Origin of the sequence: Actinomadura rubteroloni (genome assembly GCF_002911665.1) — a bacterium.
Taxonomy (GTDB): Bacteria; Actinomycetota; Actinomycetes; order Streptosporangiales; family Streptosporangiaceae; genus Spirillospora; species Spirillospora rubteroloni.
The window spans coordinates 381,580-399,227 of record NZ_MTBP01000003.1 but is presented as its reverse complement, the minus strand read 5'-3'; the positions used below and the strand labels follow the sequence as shown (position 1 = coordinate 399,227).

The 17,648-nt window shown below is 74.7% G+C and carries 17 protein-coding genes; 11 read left to right on the top strand and 6 right to left on the bottom strand.

Annotation, left to right across the window (positions count from 1 at the left end):
• Position 1 precedes the first annotated feature (1 nt).
• Positions 2-940 (bottom strand): Ppx/GppA phosphatase family protein, encoded by a 939-nt coding sequence (locus BTM25_RS23020; RefSeq protein WP_103565068.1) that lies wholly within the window; start codon positions 938-940, stop codon positions 2-4.
• Positions 941-1,278: 338 nt separating this feature from the next.
• Here BTM25_RS23020 and BTM25_RS23015 point away from each other — a divergent pair, with 338 nt between their 5' ends.
• The 4 genes from BTM25_RS23015 to BTM25_RS23000 are packed head-to-tail and all read left to right on the top strand — an operon-like array spanning position 1,279 to position 4,706.
• A complete protein-coding gene (locus tag BTM25_RS23015) occupies positions 1,279-2,325 on the top strand; it encodes an ABC transporter substrate-binding protein (protein ID WP_103565067.1) in 1,047 nt (348 codons plus the stop codon).
• Positions 2,318-3,136, top strand: a complete 819-nt coding sequence (locus BTM25_RS23010) for an ABC transporter ATP-binding protein (RefSeq protein WP_103565066.1) — start codon at positions 2,318-2,320, stop codon at positions 3,134-3,136. The genes BTM25_RS23015 and BTM25_RS23010 overlap by 8 nt, the downstream gene beginning before the upstream one ends.
• On the top strand, positions 3,133-3,918 hold the full coding sequence (locus BTM25_RS23005) for an ABC transporter permease (protein ID WP_103565065.1): 786 nt from the start codon (positions 3,133-3,135) through the stop codon (positions 3,916-3,918). Before BTM25_RS23010 ends, BTM25_RS23005 begins: the two co-directional genes overlap by 4 nt.
• Positions 3,915-4,706, top strand: coding sequence for an ABC transporter permease (locus tag BTM25_RS23000; RefSeq protein ID WP_235828583.1), 792 nt, complete (start codon positions 3,915-3,917; stop codon positions 4,704-4,706). The genes BTM25_RS23005 and BTM25_RS23000 overlap by 4 nt, the downstream gene beginning before the upstream one ends.
• On the opposite strand, the gene BTM25_RS22995 is transcribed toward BTM25_RS23000, so the two are convergent.
• Together BTM25_RS22995 and BTM25_RS22990 are read right to left on the bottom strand one after the other, a co-directional pair.
• The gene (locus BTM25_RS22995) at positions 4,703-5,146 is read right to left on the bottom strand and encodes a winged helix-turn-helix transcriptional regulator (protein WP_103565063.1); all 444 of its coding nucleotides are present in this window, start codon (positions 5,144-5,146) and stop codon (positions 4,703-4,705) included. The two genes, BTM25_RS23000 and BTM25_RS22995, sit on opposite strands and share 4 nt — an antisense overlap.
• A 52-nt stretch (positions 5,147-5,198) precedes the next feature.
• The gene (locus BTM25_RS22990) at positions 5,199-6,362 is read right to left on the bottom strand and encodes a thiolase family protein (RefSeq protein WP_103565062.1); all 1,164 of its coding nucleotides are present in this window, start codon (positions 6,360-6,362) and stop codon (positions 5,199-5,201) included.
• Between the two features lie 117 nt (positions 6,363-6,479).
• Here BTM25_RS22990 and BTM25_RS22985 point away from each other — a divergent pair, with 117 nt between their 5' ends.
• Positions 6,480-6,929: a PH domain-containing protein gene (locus BTM25_RS22985; protein WP_235828582.1), complete on the top strand. Its 450-nt coding sequence runs from the start codon at positions 6,480-6,482 to the stop codon at positions 6,927-6,929.
• Here BTM25_RS22985 and BTM25_RS22980 read toward each other — a convergent pair.
• The 3 genes from BTM25_RS22980 to BTM25_RS22970 are packed head-to-tail and all read right to left on the bottom strand — an operon-like array spanning position 6,896 to position 8,659.
• Positions 6,896-7,786, bottom strand: a complete 891-nt coding sequence (locus BTM25_RS22980) for a ribokinase (protein ID WP_103565061.1) — start codon at positions 7,784-7,786, stop codon at positions 6,896-6,898. The two genes, BTM25_RS22985 and BTM25_RS22980, sit on opposite strands and share 34 nt — an antisense overlap.
• Positions 7,779-8,021, bottom strand: a complete 243-nt coding sequence (locus tag BTM25_RS22975) for a hypothetical protein (RefSeq protein ID WP_146059117.1) — start codon at positions 8,019-8,021, stop codon at positions 7,779-7,781. The genes BTM25_RS22980 and BTM25_RS22975 overlap by 8 nt, the downstream gene beginning before the upstream one ends.
• A gap of 35 nt (positions 8,022-8,056) precedes the next feature.
• Positions 8,057-8,659, bottom strand: coding sequence for a TetR/AcrR family transcriptional regulator (locus BTM25_RS22970; protein WP_168212215.1), 603 nt, complete (start codon positions 8,657-8,659; stop codon positions 8,057-8,059).
• A gap of 72 nt (positions 8,660-8,731) precedes the next feature.
• Between BTM25_RS22970 and BTM25_RS22965 the strand changes: the two genes are divergently transcribed.
• From BTM25_RS22965 to BTM25_RS22940, 6 genes are all read left to right on the top strand, one after another.
• The gene (locus BTM25_RS22965) at positions 8,732-9,535 is read left to right on the top strand and encodes an oxygenase MpaB family protein (RefSeq protein WP_103565058.1); all 804 of its coding nucleotides are present in this window, start codon (positions 8,732-8,734) and stop codon (positions 9,533-9,535) included.
• 169 nt (positions 9,536-9,704) lie between these two features.
• Entirely contained in the window at positions 9,705-10,118 is a 414-nt protein-coding gene (locus BTM25_RS22960) for a hypothetical protein (protein ID WP_103565057.1), read from the top strand.
• 93 nt (positions 10,119-10,211) lie between these two features.
• Positions 10,212-10,811 (top strand): histidine phosphatase family protein, encoded by a 600-nt coding sequence (locus tag BTM25_RS22955; protein WP_103565056.1) that lies wholly within the window; start codon positions 10,212-10,214, stop codon positions 10,809-10,811.
• 169 nt (positions 10,812-10,980) lie between these two features.
• Positions 10,981-13,890 carry a helix-turn-helix transcriptional regulator gene (locus tag BTM25_RS22950; RefSeq protein WP_268877686.1) on the top strand — a complete coding sequence of 970 codons (2,910 nt, stop codon included), beginning with the start codon at positions 10,981-10,983 and terminating at the stop codon, positions 13,888-13,890.
• A gap of 176 nt (positions 13,891-14,066) precedes the next feature.
• Positions 14,067-15,179, top strand: coding sequence for an alpha/beta fold hydrolase (locus BTM25_RS22945; RefSeq protein WP_103565055.1), 1,113 nt, complete (start codon positions 14,067-14,069; stop codon positions 15,177-15,179).
• Positions 15,179-17,602 carry a GMC oxidoreductase gene (locus BTM25_RS22940; protein ID WP_103565054.1) on the top strand — a complete coding sequence of 808 codons (2,424 nt, stop codon included), beginning with the start codon at positions 15,179-15,181 and terminating at the stop codon, positions 17,600-17,602. Before BTM25_RS22945 ends, BTM25_RS22940 begins: the two co-directional genes overlap by 1 nt.
• The last annotated feature ends 46 nt before the right edge of the window (positions 17,603-17,648 follow it).

Below are 17,648 nucleotides of genomic sequence, written 5' to 3'. Positions count from 1 at the left end.
GTCACGGGCGGGGCGTGTCCAGGGTGTCGAGCCGCTGCAGGATGACGCCCTCGCGCAGCGCCCACGGGCAGATCTCCAGTTCCGGGAGTTCCAGCAGGTCCATCGCGGCGTCGGCGACGATCGCCCCGGCGGGGAGCTGCGCCGCGCGCCGCTCGGAGACGCCCGGCAGCGCGGCCCGCTCCTCGGGCGCCAGCTCGGCGAGCTTGGCGGCCCAGTCGGTGAGGTCCTGGTGGCGCAGGACGCGGCGGACGAACGGCCCCTCCGACGACGGCGCCGCGCCCGCGATCCGCGCGAGCTGCTTGAACGTCTTGGACGTCGCGACCGCGTGGTCGGGCCGCCCGAACCGGACGATCTCCCCGACGCGCCGGGCGATCTCGGCGCGGACGTGCTTGCGCAGCGCGCGGATCTCCTCGGGCGGCGGCGGGTCGTCCGACAGCCGGTCGCGGGTGAGGCGGCCCGCGCCGAGCGGCAGCGAGATCGCGACGTCGGGCTCCTCGTCCAGCCCGGTGGCGATCTCCAGCGAGCCGCCGCCGATGTCCACGACGAGCAGCCGTCCCGACGACCAGCCGAACCAGCGGCGCACGGCGAGGAACGTCCGCCGCGCCTCGTCCGGCCCGGACAGGACGCGGATGTCGACCCCGGCGGCGGCGCGGACGCGTTCGAGCACCTCCTCGCCGTTCACCGCCTCGCGGACGGCCGAGGTGGCGAAGGCGACGACGTTCTCGACGCCCTTGTCCTCGGCGATCTGGAGCGCCTCGCCGACGAAGGCGCACAGCAGGTCCTCGCCCTCGGCGGTGAGCCGGTCGCCCTCGTCGAGATGGGCGGTGAGGCTGAGTTCCGCCTTGTGGGAGAAGGCCGGAAGGGGACGGGCGCCCCGGTGGGCGTCCACCACCAGGAGATGCACCGTGTTCGAGCCCACGTCCAGCACACCGAGTCGCATGGAGAGGACGCTACCGAATCACACACTGTGACGGTTCCACGCACGGTCTTTACCCTGTCGCGACCCTGCGAAAAGCAACGCTTGGGACAACACTGCCCGAACATCAGGTGACGTGACCCACAGACCGCCGGTTCACTGCGTTGGAGGAACGCACGAAGCTCCGACCAGCGCGAACCCGGTTTTGTCCGGACGAACCAACGGCGTGGCCTTGGTAACAAGCCCGCAAAAGAGCTGGCATCAGGCAGCAACGTCCCCTTCCTACCTTCGGCCGCAGGCCGGTCGCTTCGTCACGGGCGGAACGCGTCCACGACCGGCAGCGGAACGAAGATCGGAGACCCATGAGCCACCTCGACCGCCGTACCGTCCTCGTCCGCGGCCTCCAGGCCGGGGGGCTGGCGCTGGCCGGCCCGCTCCTCGCCGCGTGCGGCGACGACGAGCCGTCCGGGGGCGGCTCGGGCCACGGGACGGCCGGGATCCGCCTGGCGTGGATCAAGAACGTGGAGTTCGCCGGGGAGTACCTCGCCGACGCCAACGGCCACTACAAGGCCGAAGGCTTCTCGAAGGTCGACCTCATCACCGGCGGCCCGAACGCGACCCCGGCCGAGACCGACGTCGTCACCGGCAAGGCGTTCGTGGGGCTCAGCTCGCCCGACCGGGTCGGCGCGGCCATCGCCCAGGGCGCCCCCCTGAAGATCATCGCCACCCAGTACCAGAAGAACCCGTTCGCGATCACGTCGATGGCGAAGAACCCGATCCGGACGCCGCAGGACCTGATCGGCAAGAAGATCGGCGTCCAGGCCACCAACGAGGCCGTCTGGACCGCCTTCCTCAAGGCCGCGAAGATCGACCCGAAGCAGGTCACGAAGGTCCCCGTCCAGTTCGACCCGCTGCCGCTCACCACCGGGACCGTGGACGGCTGGATGAGCTACGTGACCAACGAGCCGAACGTCCTCAAGCTCAAGGGCTTCAAGACCGCGACCATGATGTTCGCCGACCACGCCTATCCCCTGGTCGGCGAGTCCTACATCGCGACGACCGAGGCGATCAAGAAGGACCGCGCCAAGCTCAAGGCGCTGCTCCGCGCCGAGGTCAAGGGCTGGAAGGACAGCCTCAAGGACCCGGCGGCGGGGGCGAAGCTCGCCGTCACGACGTACGGCAAGGGGCTCGGGCTGGAGGTGAAGGAGCAGACGCTCGAATCCGCGACCCAGAACGGCCTGATCCTCACCGACGAGACGAAGAAGAACGGCCTCTTCACGATGTCGCCGCGCCTCGTCGCCGCCAACATCACGACGCTGAAGTACGCCGGGGTGGACATCACCGCCGACAAGCTGTTCGACCTCTCGATCATCGAGGAGATCTACAAGGAGGACCCGTCCCTTGTCTGACGTCACCTCCGCGCCCGCCCCGCGCACGGCCCCGGCGGAGGCCGCCGACGGCATCCGGCTCTCCGGCCTGCGCAAGGAGTTCCGGCTCGGCCGCCGGACGGTCACGGCGGTCGACGGCGTGGACCTGCGCACCCCGCGCGGCTCGTTCCTGTCGGTGCTCGGGCCGTCGGGCTGCGGCAAGTCGACCGTGCTGCGGATCCTCGCCGGGCTGGAGTCCCCGTCCGGCGGCGAGGCGCTGCTGCACGGCGAGTCGCCCGAGGTCGCGCGCCGCGCCCACCACCTCGGCATCGCGTTCCAGGACGCGGCGCTGCTGCCGTGGCGGACGGTCGCCGCGAACATCCGGCTGCCGCTGGAGGTCGCGGGGATCAAGCCGTCCCCCGGCCAGATCCAGGACCTGATCCGGCTCGTCGGGCTGGAGGGGTTCGAGAAGGCGCGGCCCGCGCAGCTCTCGGGCGGGATGCGCCAGCGCGTCGCCATCGCGCGGTCGCTGGTCGTCGAGCCGCGCGTGCTGCTGCTGGACGAGCCGTTCGGCGCGCTGGACGACCTCACCCGCCAGCGCCTCAACCTGGAACTCCAGCGGATCTGGTCCGAGCGCGCGACGACGACGCTGATGGTCACGCACGGCATCGCCGAGGCGGTGTTCCTGTCCGACGTCGTCGCGGTGATGAGCGCCCGGCCCGGCCGCGTCCTCGCGCTGGTGGAGGTCGGGCTGCCGCGTCCGCGCACGCCCGCGATGCTCCGGACGCCGGAGTTCCACGCGATCCAGGACCGGCTGTCGGAGATGCTGTTCGGCGAGGAGGGGGGCCGGTGACCGCGCTGTCCGCCCGTCGCATCGCGGTGCCGGGCTGGGCGGGACCGGCCGCCGGAATCGCCGCGGTCCTGGCCTGCTGGGAAGTCCTCGCCCTGACGGTGTTCGCGGGCGGCCACGCCGTCCCGACCCCGCAGGGCGTGCTGCGGACGCTGGCCGACGACGGCTGGTCGTTCTACGGGCCGCACCTGCGCGGGACGGGCGGCGAGGCGCTGCGCGGCTTCCTGTGGGGCAACGCGATCGCGACGGCGCTGGCGCTGCTGGTCGTGCTCGTCCCGCCGCTGGAGCGGGTCGTGACGCAGCTCGCCGTCGCCAGCTACTGCCTGCCGATCATCGCGGTCGGGCCGATCCTCACGGTCGTGTTCGACGGCGACACCCCGATGGTGGCGCTGTCGGCGCTGTCGGTGGTGTTCACGACGCTGATCGGGATGCTGGCCGGGCTGCGCGCCGCCGACCCGGCCGGGCTCGACCTCGTCCGCGCCTACGGGGGCGGACGGTGGGCGATGCTGCGCCGCGTCCGGTTCGCCGCCGCGCTCCCGGCCGCGTTCACCGCGCTGAAGATCTCCGCCCCGGCGGCGGTGCTCGGCGCGATCATCGGCGAGTTCATGGGCCGCGTCCCGGCCGGGCTGGGCCTGGCGATGATCGTGGCGCAGCAGCAGCTCGACGTGGAGCGGACGTGGGGCGTCGCGATCGTGTCCGGCGCGCTCGCGGGCGTGGCGTACGCGGGCATCGCGCTGGCCGGACGGCTCGTCACGCCGTGGGCGCCGCGCGGGGAGGGCCGGTGAGCGCGGCGGCTCGGCGGCTCGGGACGACCCTGCTGTCGCTGGTGCTGTCGCTCGGCCTGGTCGCGGCGGGCTGGACGCTGTTCCTGAAGATCCTGAACGTCAACCCGCTCGTCGCCAAGAGCCCGGCGGACGTGTGGACCTACCTGGCCGGCGGCCCGGACGCGGGCGCGCACCGCTCCACGGTCTGGTCGGGCCTGTGGGTGACGCTGCGCGACGCGGGCGCGGGCCTGGTCGCGGGCCTGGCCGCCGCGGCGGTGGTCGCGGTGGCGTTCGTGCTGTGGCGGACGGCCGAGCGGTCGTTCATGCCGATCGCGATGGTCGTCCGGTCGGTGCCGCTGGTCGCGATGACCCCGGTGATCACCCTGATCTTCGGGCGGGACCTGCTCGCGACCACGGTGATCAGCGGGATCGTCGTGTTCTTCCCGGCGCTCGTGAACGTGGTGTTCGGGCTGCGGTCGGCGTCCGCGGAGGCCGCCGACCTGGTGCGCGCCTACGGGGGCTCGTCGTGGACGACGATGCGCAAGGTGCTCGTCCCGAGCGCGCTGCCCGCGTTCTTCGCGTCCGCGCGGATCTCGGTGCCGGGCTCGCTGATCGGGGCGCTGCTGGCCGAGTGGCTGGCGACCGGGAAGGGCCTCGGCTACGCGATGCTGACGGCGGGCAGCTCGTTCCGCTACGACGAGCTGTGGGCGAGCGTCGTCGCGGTGACGCTGGCGTCGCTGGCCGCGTACGCGCTGGTCGGGGTGGCGGAGGCGGCGGTGCTGGCCCGGTACGCGCCGCGCGACCGCTAGTGCGCGAGGGCGCCGCGTCCGGTGGGGGTGTGCAGGCCCTCGCGGGCGGGGCGCCCGCAGTGCGCGCAGACGACCTCGGCCGTCAGCGTCTCCCCACAGGAATGGACGAACCGGACGGGCGGATCGTCCGGGTTGAGGTACTTGTCGCCCCACTTCATCAGCGCGATCAGGACGTCGTTCAGCTCGTGCCCCGGCTCGGTGAGGTGGTACTCGTAGCGCGGCGGGTGCTCGCTGTAACGGCGGCGGCGCAGGATGCCCGCGTCCTCCAGCTTGCGCAGCCGCGCGGTGAGGATGTCGCGGGACGCCCCGGTGTTGCGGACGATCTGGTCGAACCGGTGGAACCCGTGACTGATCTCCCGGACGGCGAGCAGCGACCAGCGCTCGCCGACGAGGTCCAGTGCGTCGGCGACCGAGCACTCCCGGGGAAGCCGTTCCGCCATGCCGTCCATCCTAGGCGGGCGGACGGCGGGGGTCCCGCCGTCCGCCCCGTGATCAGAGCCGTTCGAGGAGCGTCGCGTTGGCGAGGCCGCCCGCCTCGCACATCGTCTGGAGGCCGTAGCGGGCGCCCCGGTCCTCCAGCAGGTGGACGAGCGTCGTCATGATCCGCGCGCCGCTGCCGCCGAGCGGGTGGCCGATGGCGATGGCGCCGCCGCGCGCGTTGAGCCTGGCGTCCGGGACGCCGGTCTCGCGCTGCCAGGCCAGCACGACGGGCGAGAACGCCTCGTTCACCTCGAAGAGGTCGACGTCGTCGACGCCGAGCCCGGCGCGGTCGAGCACCTTGCGGGTCGCGGGGATGATCGCGGTGAGCATGTAGAGCGGGTCGTCCCCGGCGACGGCGAAGGAGTGGAACCGCGCGCGGGGCCGCAGCCCGAGGCGCCGCGCCGTGTCCGCCTCCATGATGAGCAGGGCGGCGGCGCCGTCGTTGATCGGGGACGCGTTGCCCGCCGTGATGTTCCAGCCGATCTGCGGGAAGCGCTCCTCCATCGCCGGGTCGTAGTAGGCGGGCTTGAGCCCGGCCAGGACCTCGGCGGTGGTGCCCGGACGGATCGTCTCGTCGCGCTGCCCCGGCCAGGCGACCTCGCGGTCGAACTCCCCGGCGTCCCACGCGGCGGCGGCCTTGCGGTGGGACTCGACGGCGAACGCGTCCAGTTCCTCGCGCTCCAGCTTCCAGCGCGCGGCGATCAGCTCGGCGCTGATGCCCTGCCCGATGAGGCCGCCGGGGTAGCGGGCGTTGAGCGCGGGGCCGAACGGGTCGCTGCCGGGCAGGACGGACGAGCCCATCGGCACCCGCGACATCGACTCGACGCCGCACGCGACCACGATGTCGTACGCCCCGGAGATGACGCCCTGCGCGGCGAAGTGCGCGGCCTGCTGGGACGAGCCGCACTGCCGGTCCACGGTCGTGGCGGGCACGCTCTCCGGCCAGCCCGCCGCGAGGACGGCGTTGCGGGTGATGTTGAGCGACTGGTCCCCGGCCTGGGTGACGCAGCCGCCGATGACGTCGTCCACGAGCGCCGGGTCGATGCCCGTCCGCTCGACCAGGACGTTGAGCGTGCGCGCGAGCAGGTCCACCGGGTGCTCCTCGTGCAGCGCCCCGGTCGGCTTGCCCTTGGCGACGGGGGTCCGCACGGCCTCGACGATCACCGCGTCCCGCATGGCTCCTCCTAGGTTGGAAAATCCAACTGACTACGTCCACTGTGCCGCGCCGAGTTGGGAAACGCAACTCACCGGTAACGTGCGGGTCGTCACACGGACCCGGCTACCGTGGCGGGCGTGATCGAAGGAGACGCCGCTGTCTGGCGCGTGCCGCCCGCGCACACCGTGCTGAAGTTCGCCGGGGCGGCGGCCGTCGCCCTGGTCGCCGTGTTCGCCCACGACACGGCGGGATCGCTGCTGGCCGGGGTCGCGGCGGCCGGGCTCGCCGCGCTCGCGCTGCGCGACGTCCTCGCGCCCGAGCGGCTGCGCGCGGACGCGGCCGGCGTGACGGTCGTCGCGGGCTTCGCCGGACGCCGCCGCGTCGCCTGGCCCGAGATCACCGGCATCGAGGTGGACGAGCGGCGCCGCGCCCTCGTCCGCAGCCGCCTGCTGGAGATCCGCACCGAGGACGACCTGCACCTGCTCAGCGCCTACGACCTCGGCGCGGACGTCGCCGACGTCGCCGGGGAACTGGACCGGCTGCGCGCGGCGGCTCAGCCGGGGAGCGCGTCCTCCGCCGACGGGTAGGACGCCTGCGCGCCCGGCGACCGGACCGCCGCCGCGCCCACCCGCACCGCGAACCGCGCCGCGTCCACGACGCCGTCCCCCCGCGCGAGCCGCAGGCAGAGGGCGGCGGTGAACGCGTCGCCCGCGCCGGTGGTGTCCACGGCCTCGACGGGAGGCGCCGGGACGAACGTCTCGCCGGTCTCGTCCGCGACGCACGCCCCGTCCGCGCCGAGCGTGACGACCACCGCGCGGGGCCCGAGCGCGAGCAGCGCGGCGGGCGTGCGGGCGGCGCCGGGCAGCAGCAGCCCGGCCTCGTGCTCGTTGACGACCAGCACGTCGCACAGCCCGAGCAGCGCGGTGCTCGCTGCCGGGACCGGGGACAGGTTCAGGACCGTCCGGACGCCCGCGTCGGTCGCCGCGCGGGCGGCGGCCAGCACCGTCTCGACCGGGATCTCCGTCTGCAGCGACACGACCCGCGCCCCGGCCAGGAACGCCGGGTCGACGTCGGCGGGGGTGAGCCGGGCGTTGGCGCCGGGCGCGACGATGATGCTGTTCTCCCCGTCCGGCCCGACGGCGATGAACGCGACGCCGGTCGGCGCCGGGGTCGTCAGCAGCGCGCGGGTGTCGACGCCCACGAGCGCGAGGGCGTCGCGCAGCAGCTCGCCGTACCCGTCGTCGCCGACGCGGCCGAGCAGCGCGACGCGTCCGCCGAGCAGCGCCGCCGCGACCGCCTGGTTCGCGCCCTTTCCGCCGGGGTGGGTGTCGAAGTCCGAGCCGAGCACGGTCTCCCCCGGCCCCGGCCGCCGCTCCACCCGGACCACCAGGTCGGCGTTCGCGGAACCGACCACGACGACCTCGTGCCCCGTCCCGTCAGCCACCCGCGTCTCCTTCGTCCGGTTCGGGCACCAGGTCGGCGAGGTCGACGGCCGTCGCCAGATCGGCCACGGTCGCGTGGTAGCCGCGGCCGACGAGCGCGCCGCGCGCCGTGACGAGGAACGCGTCCCGGACGTCCGGCGGGACGCCCGCGTGCGACGCCCAGATCCGGTGCGCGCCCGTCAGCCGCACCGCCGCCACCCGGACGCCGTGCGGTCCGGACCACCGTGCCGCCTTCATGATCATCACACTACGCCCGCTGACCTGCGCCGGGATCACGGGGTCAGGCCGCGCGCCGCCGCCGCGACGGCCAGGAACAGCTCCGTGCAGTCGTCCAGGAGCGCGTCGTCGGGGGCGGGGTCGTCCAGCCAGGCGGTGAGCGTCTCGGCGAACGCGCCGACGAGGAAGCGGGCGGCGAACTCGCGCTGCCGCGCCGTCACGCCCGCGCCGAGCCGTTCGCCGACGAGCCCCGCGATACGCCGTCCGGCCGCCAGCCGGCGCGCGGCGAGCGGCGGGCTCGCGAGCGCGAGGGCGAGCACGACGCGGCCCTTGCGCGGGTCGTCGCCGAGCAGGGCGATGACGCTGCCGAGCGCGGCGCGCACCCGGCCGCGCGGGTCGGCCGGCGCGGCGGCGAGGGCGGCGTGGCCGCGCGCGACCATCTCGTCCACGACGGCGTCGAACACGGCCCCGGTGAGCGCGTCGATGTCGGGGAAGCTCTCATAGAAGTAGCGGGGCGTCAGCCGGGCGGCCTCGCACACCTTGCGCACGGTCGCGGCCTGGAGGCCGCCGGTGCCGAGCAGGTCCAGCCCGGCCGCGAGGAGCCGGGCGCGCCGCTCGGCCTCGCGGTCGGCGGCCCCGACTCCGCCGTAGGTGCGCACGGCAGCCATCTTGACACAGGTGTTTCCTGATCGTTTAATTCTGACAACGACCGTGTTCAGAATGGGGACGTCATGCGGGAGTCCCGTGCCGTCGACGACGCGCTGACCTGGTTCGCGCTGAACGCCGCGACCGCGAACGTCGTCATGCAGCTCGCCCGGCTGCCCGTCGGGCACGGCGTCGCCGCGAGCCGCGTCCCGAGCGGACGCGCCGACCTGCACCCCGTCAAGCGGCTGCGCACGACGCTCAGCTACATGGCGATCGCGTGGTGGGGCGACGCCGACGAACGGGAGGCGATGCGCCGCGAGGTCGACCGCTCGCACCGGCACGTCCACTCGCGTCCCGGCGACCCCGTCCGCTACAACGCCTTCGACCGCGACCTTCAACTCTGGGTCGCGGCGTGCCTGTACCAGGGGACGGTCGACGTCCTGGCCGCGCTGCGCCGCGACACCGATCTGGACGCCGTCTACGCCCACGCGTCCCGGCTGGCCACCACCCTCCAGGTGCCCGCCGACCGGTGGCCCGCCGACCGCGCCGCCTTCGCCGTCTACTGGGACGGCGCCGTGCGCGAGATCGAGACCGACGCCGTCACCCGCGCCTACCTGCGCGACCTGATCGCCCTGCGCGGCCTCCCCCGGCCCGTCCGCCGCGCGGCGGGCCCGTTCCACCGCTTCGTGACCACCGGCTTCCTCCCGCCGGCGTTCCGCGCCGAACTGGACCTCGACTGGACCGCGTCCGACCAGCGGCGCTTCAACGCCCTCACCCGCGCCGCCGCCGTCACCGACCGCGCCCTGCCCCGCGCGGCCCGCCGCCTCCCCTGGAACCTCTACCTGTGGGACGCGCGCCGCCGCATCCGCCGCGGCCGCCCGATCGTCTGAACGTCTGGGGGGAGGCGCGACGGGTTCGACGCGGCTCGGGCGACGGCGGAACCATCGCCGCGCCTCCCGCCCCACGGGGCGTGCCCGGCCTCGCGCGTCCTATGCCTCCGCCGCGCGTCACCGGCGCCGCGTCCCGCACGCTGCGTGACCGGACGGTTAGGCTGACGCCATGGTGACCTTGCGACGGGCGGCGGTCGCGGCCCTGGTCCTCGTGCCGCTGTCCTGCGGAACGTCCCCGGCGCGCGGCGACGGGACGGTCCGGTCCGGCGCGGAGTTCCAGCTCGCGCCCGGCGGGTCGGTCCGCGTCGCCGACGGCGCGACGACGCTGCGGTTCGACCGGGTCAGCGCCGACAGCCGGTGCCCGGAGGGCGTCCAGTGCGTCTGGGAGGGCGACGCCACCGTCGTCCTCACCGCGACCGAGCGCGGACGCGCCGCGCGGACGTTCGAGCTGCACACCGCCGCCGAGCCGTCGGCCGCGACGGTCGGCGCGCACCGGGTGCGGTTGACCGGCCTCGTGCCGGGCAAGCCGTCCGGGGGCCGGATCGCCCCCGGCGCCTACCGTGTCCGGCTCCGCCTGGATTGACGGAACCGGCGGTCGCGCCGGGCCGTCCCCTGGAAAGATGCTCGGTGACGGGCGGACGTGGAACGCTCCGCCCGACGGGGACGGGGAGAGCCGATGAGCACCGCACTGTTTCTGGTCCGGCACGGCCAGACGATCTGGCACGCCGAGAACCGCTACGCCGGAGTGAGCGACGTCGCGCTGACCGGCGTCGGCCGCGAGCAGGCCGAACGGCTCGGGGGGTGGGCGGCCGGCGCCAAGCTCGACGCCGTCTGGTGCTCCCCAATGAGCCGCACGCGCGTCACCGCCGAGCCCGCCGCCCGCGCGGCCGGCTGCGTCCCGCGCGTGGACGGCGAGCTGGCCGAGGTCGACTTCGGCGTCGCCGAGGGCCGCACGCTCGCCGAACTCCCGCCCGCGGCCGTCGCGGCGTTCCGCGCCGACCCGGTCGCCGGCGCGTTCGACGGCGCCGAGAACCCCCTGGACGCGGCGGCGCGCGGCGCGCGGGCGCTGCGCCGGATCGCCGCCGAGCACGACGACGGCCGCGTGCTCGTCGTGGCGCACAACACGCTGCTGCGGCTCGCCCTGTGCGAACTGCTCGGCATCGCGCCCGGACGGTACCGGACGGTCTTCCCCGCGCTGCGCAACTGCGCGCTGACCGAGATCCGCGTGGACGGCGACGCGACCGGCCTGCTCTCCTACAACCTCCCGGCCGCTTGACCGTCCACTGACCGTCCCCTGACGAGTCGAAGACCGAACCGGGGCGTTAGCATCATGGCCCTGTCCCGCCGGGCGCGGGATCGGTAAGGTGATCGGCGATTCGGGCGGACCGGCCGCACGGCCGGTTCCCGGCGCGTCGATCGCCTGTCAGCGTGGGAGTGTGGACGTGATGGGTCGGACGGACCCCTCACCGGGAGAGCTACCCGGTCACCTCCCGCTTGTCGGGCGCGAGGCCGCCGTGCGGGAACTCGACGCGGCCCTGGACGCGATCGGAGGCGGCGCGCCCCGGTTCGTCGCGCTCGCCGGGGAGCCCGGCGCGGGCAAGTCGCGGCTGCTGATCGAACTGTCGGAGGCGGGAACGTCCCGGCAGATGACCGTCCTCGCCGGACGGTCCGCCGAGTTCGAGCAGGAGATGCCGTTCGGCGCCGTCGTGGACGCCCTGGACGACCACCTCGAAGACCACGCCCCCGCCCTGCCCGCCTCCGCCACGGCCCTGCTCGCGACCGTGTTCCCCGCGCTCGCCGCCGCCCCCGGCGCGGGCCTCGGCGAGGCCGCGCCCGCGACGCCCGTCGGCCGCTACCACCTGTACCGGTCCGTGCGGCACCTGCTGGAGCAGCTCGCCGGCGGACGCGGGCTCGTGCTGATCCTCGACGACGTCCACTGGGCCGACGACGCCACGATCGAACTGCTCGACCATCTCGTCCGGCACCCCCCGCGCGGCCGGGTGCTCGTCGCGCTGGCGTACCGGCCCGCGCAGGCGTCGCCGCGCCTGGCGGGGCTCGTGCAGGCGGCCGTCGGCGGCGCGACCGGACGGTCCATCACCGTCGGCCCGCTCAGCCAGGCCGAGGTCACGCGGCTGCTCGGCGCGTGGGTGCCCGCGCAGCGCTGCGCCGAGCTGTACCGGCTGAGCGGCGGCAACCCGTTCTACCTGGAGGCGCTGGCGCGCAGCCGCGAGCCGCTGGCGATCGGGGGCCGCGAGGGCGACCTGCCGCCCGCCGTGGGCGCCGCGCTGCGGCTGGAGCTGAGCGGCCTGCCCGACCGCGCGCTGCTGGTCGCCCAGGGCGCGGCGGTCGCGTCCGACGAGTTCTCCGCGCAGCTCGCCGCGGCGGCGGCCGACGTGCCCGAGGACGCGGCGCTCGCCGCGCTGGACGAGCTGACCGCCCGCGACCTGGTCCGCGCCGGGACGGGCGGGTTCCGCTTCCGGCACCCGCTGGTGCGGCACGCGGTGTACGCGTCGGCGGCGGCGGGCTGGCGGCTGGCCGCGCACCGCCGCATCGCGGCGCACCTGGCCGCGCTCGGCGCGCCCGCCGCGCAGCGCGCCCGGCACGTCGAGCGGGCCGGGCGGATGGGCGACGCGGACGCGGTCCGGACGCTCGTCGCGGCGTCCCGGGCGTTCACCGCGCAGGCCCCCGCGACGGCGGCGCGCTGGCTGCGGGCGGCGCTGCGGCTGATGCCCGAGGACCCGGCCGCCGAACCCGCCGGGCCGGACGTCCCGTCCCGCCTGGACCTGCTGCTGGAGCTGGCGACGGTCGAGTCGGTCGCCGGGCACCTCACGGCGGGCCGCGAGACCGCCCGGACGCTGCTGCGGCTGCTGCCCGCCGACGCCCACGACCAGCGGGCCCGCGCGGCGCGGTTCTGCGCGCTGATGGAACGGCTGCTCGGCCGTCCCGACGAGGCGCGGGCGCTGCTGCTGGACGAGCTGCGCCGCCTCCCCGACCCGCGCTCGCCCGTCGCGGTCCCGCTGCGGCTGCGGCTCGTCGCCGAGAGCCTGTTCCGGGGCGACTTCAAGGCGGGCCTGGCCGTCCTGTCGGCGATGGAGGAGAACTCCGCCGACGGCTGGAACCACGGGACGACGCTGGCGATCAGCGTCCTGCGGCCGATGGCGTCCCACATCGCGGGGCAGACCGCCGAGGCGCTGGCGGCGGTGGAGGCCGTGGACCGGCTCGTCGCCGAGGCGTCCGACGCGCTGCTCGCCGAGTGGCTCGACGCGATCGCCTGGCTGTGCTGGGCGGAGCAGATGATGGGACGGTTCGAGACCGCCCGCCGCCACTTCGAGCGAGCGGTGAACGTGGCGCGTTCCACGGGACAGACCTACATCCTCAGCAGCCTGCTGTCCGGGCTGGCGCAGACCTACACCGTCCTCGGCCTGCTGCGGGAGGCCGGCGCCGCCGCCGAGGAGGCCGCCGAGAACGCGCGGCTGCTCGGCGCGGGCCAGCAGCTCACGATGGCGCTCAGCCAGCAGTCGCTCATCGCGGGCCTGACCGGGTCGCCGCGCGAGGCGCTGGAGCTGGCCGAGGAGGCCGGGGCGATCTCGGCGCGCAGCGGCGAGTGGCAGGGCGCGCACGCCCGGTACGCGCGGGCGCGGGCGCTGCTGGACCTCGGCCGCACCGACGAGGGGACGCGCGCGACCGTCGAGGCGTGCGGCGGCTTCGAGCCGCCCGCCCTGCTGGACCCGAGCACGATGCTCGGCTGCTGCGAGATGCTGGCCGGCGTCGCGGCGCAGCGCGAGCGCGCCGACGAGGCCCGGACCTGGGCCGACCGCGCCGACCACCTCGCCCACCCCGACCTCGGCTACCACCAGGGCCTGCGGGCGCTGGCGCGGTCGCACGGGCTGCTGGCGCGCGACCCGGCGGGCGCGGCGGCGCAGGCGCGGCGGGCCGTGGACCTGCTCACCGGCTGCGGCGCGCGGCTGGCGGCGGGCCGGGCGCGGCTCGCGGCCGGGATCGCGGCGGGCCGCGCGGGCGACGCCGACGCCGCGCAAACGGACCTGCGTGCGGCGGCGGACGAGTTCGGCGCGTGCGCGGTCCCGGCGCTCCAGGCGCTCGCCGACCAGGAGCTGCGCCGCCGCAGCGGCCCGGCCGGACGGCGTGAGCGCGGCGGGAAGGGCCCGCTGTCGCCGCGCGAGTCGGAGGTCGCGGCGCTCGTCGCCGACGGCCACACCAACCAGCAGATCGCCGACAAGCTGTTCATCAGCATCCGGACGGTGGAGACCCACCTGTCCAACATCTTCACCAAACTCGGGGTGACGTCCCGCGTGACGCTCGTTCGGGCGCTCGCGGATCTTCCGCGACCCGAATGACGCGCAACAGATCGGCTTCGGCGCGCGTCTCACTCTCGGGGCCGTCTCCGCAGAGACCCGCACCGCGCTCGTAGGGCGACTACGTAGCGGCCCGCACCCACAAGTCAGGGTTTCCCACGATGGTGCGCCGGCCGCCCCGGACGGCATCGTTGGTCCCGCCATCGCGGAGGTGAGAGATGAGACGTCGGATCGCGCGCTACACCCACGAAGGGGTGCGGGACGCCGAGATCGCGGTGCACCCGTTCTCCACGGACGACGGCCTCGGTCTCACCCTCACCCGGTTCCACCGGTCCGACTGCGACGACGTCGTGCTCCTCCTGCACGGCCTGCCGGCCTCCAGCGACATGTTCTACATGCCCGAGCACGGCAACCTCGTAAACTTCCTGCTGGACCACGGGCACACCGACGTCTGGGCGCTCGACTTCCGGATGAGCAACCGGCTGCCCTACAACGGCGAGTCCCACGCGTTCAGCCTCGACGACATCGCCCTGTATGACCACCCGGCCGCGCTCGCGGAACTGCGCCGCCACGTCGGGGACCGCCGCGTCCACGTCATCGGGCAGTGCCTCGGCTCGGTGTCGTTCTTCATGAGCATGGCCGCCGGGCTGGCGCAGGGCGTGACGAGCGTCGTGTCCAACAGCGTGTCGCTGGTGACGCGGGTGCCGTCCTGGTCGCGGCTCAAGCTCCGGTTCGGCCCGCCGGTGGTGGAGTACGGGCTCGGGACGTCCGTCCTGAGCGCCTACGCCAACACCGCCCGGTTCCTGGACCGCAACTGGGCGCTCTCGCGGCTGGTGTCGCTGTTCCACCACGAGTGCCGCAACCGCGACTGCCACATGGTCAGTTTCATGTGGGGCAGCGGACGGCCCGCGATGTTCTACGACCACGACAGCCTCGCCCCCGAGACGCACGAGCGCTGGGCGGACCTGTTCCCGGTGACGGGCCTCAGCTACTACCGGCACATCCACAAGATGGTCGAGGCGGGCCACGCGGTGAAGAACCGTCCCGGCGATGCGGCGTACCGGGCGCTGCCCGACGACTACCTGTCCGCCGCGGGCGACCGGCTGCCGCCGTGCCTGTTCCTCACCGGCGACCACAACCGCGTCTTCACCGACTCCAACATCGTCGCGCACCGCCTCCTCGACCGGCGGACGCCGGGACGGCACACGCTCAAGATCCTCCCGAGGTACTCGCACGTGGACCCGATCGTCGGACGGCACGCCGACCGCGACGTGTTCCCGGTGATGCTGGAGCATCTTCGCGCGCACGGCCGGGAACGGCAGGCGGTCTGATGGAGCGCGTGGACGCCGTCGTCATCGGCTCGGGGTTCGGTGGCTCGGTCGCCGCGTACCGGCTCGCCGCGGCCGGACGGTCGGTGGTGCTGCTGGAGCGGGGCCGTCCGTACCCGCCGGGCAGCTTCCCGCGGTCCCCCTCCGACATGGGCCGCGCGTTCTGGGACCCCGACGCCAAGCTGTACGGCATGTACGACGTGTGGCGGTTCAAGGGCTGCGACTCGGTCGTGTCGAGCGGCCTCGGCGGCGGGTCGCTGATCTACGCGAACGTCCTGCTGCGCAAGGACGAGCGGTGGTTCGTCCACGACCAGCCCCTCGCCGACGGCGGCGGCTACGAATCGTGGCCGGTGAGCCGCGCCGACCTGGATCCGCACTACGACGTGGTCGAGAAGATGCTCGACCCGGCGCCGTACCCGTTCGACCGTCCGGGCTACACCGACACGCCGAAGACGCACGCGATGCAGGACGCGGCGGCGTCGCTCGGCCTGGACTTCTCGCTGCCGCCGCTCGCGGTGCGGTTCGCCGACCGTCCGGGCGCGGCCCCGGCGCGCGGGCTGCCGCTCGCCGCGGCGCCGTACGGGAACGTCCACGGCGCGACGCGGCGGAGCTGCACGCTGTGCGGCGAGTGCGACATCGGCTGCAACGAGGGCGCCAAGAACAGCCTGGACCACACCTACCTGTCGGCGGCCGGGCACCACGGCGCCGACCTGCGGACGCTGCACGAGGTCAAGGGCATCCGGCCGCTGGACGGCGGCGGGTACGCGGTGGACTACGTCCGCCACGACCCCGACGACCCGGCGGCGCGCCCGGTGCCCGGGAAGATCGCCTGCGACCGGCTGGTGCTGGCCGCCGGGGCCTACGGGACGACGTTCCTGCTGCTGCGGTCGCGGGCGGCGCTGCGCGGCCTCAGCGATGCGCTCGGCACGCGGTTCTGCGGCAACGGCGACCTGCTGACGTTCCTGCTGCGCGCCAAGGACCGCGAGCGGGTCCGGCCGCTGGACGCCAGCCACGGCCCGGTGATCACCAGCGCGATCCGGCTGCCCGACGAGCTGGACGAGGCCCCGAGCGGCCCGCCCGGCGCGCGCGGCGCCTACATCCAGGACGGCGGCTACCCGTCGTTCGTGGACTGGATGGTGCAGCCGTTCGACGTGCCCGGCGAGATCGAGCGGGCCATGCGGTACCTGTGGGACCGCTTCACCGACTTCTTCGCCAAGGCGCCCGACACGAACCTGTCCGCCGAGCTGGCCGAGCTGATCGGCAACGGCGCGCTGTCGATCAGCTCGCTGCCGCTGCTCGGCATGGGCCGCGACACCGCCGACGGGCGGCTGCGGCTCGACCACGGACGTCTCGTCGCGGACTGGACCACCGCGTCGAGCGAGGCGCACTTCGAGCGGGTGCGCCGGACGATGCGCCGGATGGCCGACGTCCTCGGCGCCGAGTACGCCGACAACCCGATGTGGTTCCGCAAGCGGGTGATCACCGCGCATCCGCTCGGCGGGGCCCCGATGGGCGCGCACGCCGGCGACGGCGTGTGCGACTCCTTCGGCGAGGTGTTCGGCCATCCGGGGCTGTTCGTGGCCGACGGGTCGGCGATGCCCGGCCCGGTCGGCGCGAACCCGTCGCTCACCATCGCGGCGTTCGCCGACCGGATGAGCACACGGCTCCTGGAGGGCCTTTCCACGACTTCTTCCGCGAGCAGTGCCACGCCGGTGGCCGCGGGGGCCGGGCCGGTCGATGCGACCGGCCCGAACGGCGGGGCACCAGGGGACGCGACGTACGGCCCGGTCACGGGGCCGTCCCAGGGGACCGGGCGGCCCGAGTCCGGCGGGACCGGCCGTACGTCGCTCTCGTTCACCGAGGACATGACGGGGCATGTCGCGTTCGGTGCGCGGGATCCGGCCGCCGGCGACGGGGCCGCCGACCGGGTCCCGGCGGCGTTCCGGCTCACGATCACGGCCGCGGACGTGGACCGGTTCGTCGCCGAGCCCGGCCACACGGCGCGTGCCGAAGGCTGGGTGCGGATCGGCGAGGGCGGCCGGCGGCCGGTCGAGTCGGGGGTGTTCAACCTGTTCGTCCCCGGGGACGCGCCGGACCGCCGCGAGATGCGGTACCGGCTGCACTTCACCGGCGACGACGGGCGCCCGCTGACGCTCGTGGGCCGCAAGGACGTCCGGCCCGGTCCGCCGACGCGGATCTGGACGGACACCTCGACGCTCTACACCCGGATCCTGTCCGGGCACGTCGAGGACGGCGACGACGCGCCCTGCGCCGCCGCCGGCGTCCTGACCATCAGGCCGGGCGACTTCGCCCGCCAGCTCACCACCTTCCGGACGGTGGGCCCGGGCGGCGTGAAGGCGCTCGTGGAGTTCGGCCGCTTCTTCGCGGGCGAGCTGTGGGAGGTGTACGGCCCCGACCTCTGCTGAAACCGGGGCCCCAAGAACGCGTGGAGCCAGAGAACTGCGGGGTGCT

Excerpts from the sequence above, each read along its gene's own strand:
- BTM25_RS23020 (WP_103565068.1), bottom strand. The coding sequence starts at position 940 with ATGCGACTCGGTGTGCTGGACGTGGGCTCGAACACGGTGCATCTCCTG.
- BTM25_RS23015 (WP_103565067.1), top strand. The coding sequence starts at position 1,279 with ATGAGCCACCTCGACCGCCGTACCGTCCTCGTCCGCGGCCTCCAGGCC.
- BTM25_RS22995 (WP_103565063.1), bottom strand. The coding sequence starts at position 5,146 with ATGGCGGAACGGCTTCCCCGGGAGTGCTCGGTCGCCGACGCACTGGAC.
- BTM25_RS22990 (WP_103565062.1), bottom strand. The coding sequence starts at position 6,362 with ATGCGGGACGCGGTGATCGTCGAGGCCGTGCGGACCCCCGTCGCCAAG.
- BTM25_RS22975 (WP_146059117.1), bottom strand. The coding sequence starts at position 8,021 with ATGAAGGCGGCACGGTGGTCCGGACCGCACGGCGTCCGGGTGGCGGCG.
- BTM25_RS22965 (WP_103565058.1), top strand. The coding sequence starts at position 8,732 with ATGCGGGAGTCCCGTGCCGTCGACGACGCGCTGACCTGGTTCGCGCTG.
- BTM25_RS22960 (WP_103565057.1), top strand. The coding sequence starts at position 9,705 with ATGGTGACCTTGCGACGGGCGGCGGTCGCGGCCCTGGTCCTCGTGCCG.
- BTM25_RS22955 (WP_103565056.1), top strand. The coding sequence starts at position 10,212 with ATGAGCACCGCACTGTTTCTGGTCCGGCACGGCCAGACGATCTGGCAC.
- BTM25_RS22950 (WP_268877686.1), top strand. The coding sequence starts at position 10,981 with ATGGGTCGGACGGACCCCTCACCGGGAGAGCTACCCGGTCACCTCCCG.
- BTM25_RS22945 (WP_103565055.1), top strand. The coding sequence starts at position 14,067 with ATGAGACGTCGGATCGCGCGCTACACCCACGAAGGGGTGCGGGACGCC.
- BTM25_RS22940 (WP_103565054.1), top strand. The coding sequence starts at position 15,179 with ATGGAGCGCGTGGACGCCGTCGTCATCGGCTCGGGGTTCGGTGGCTCG.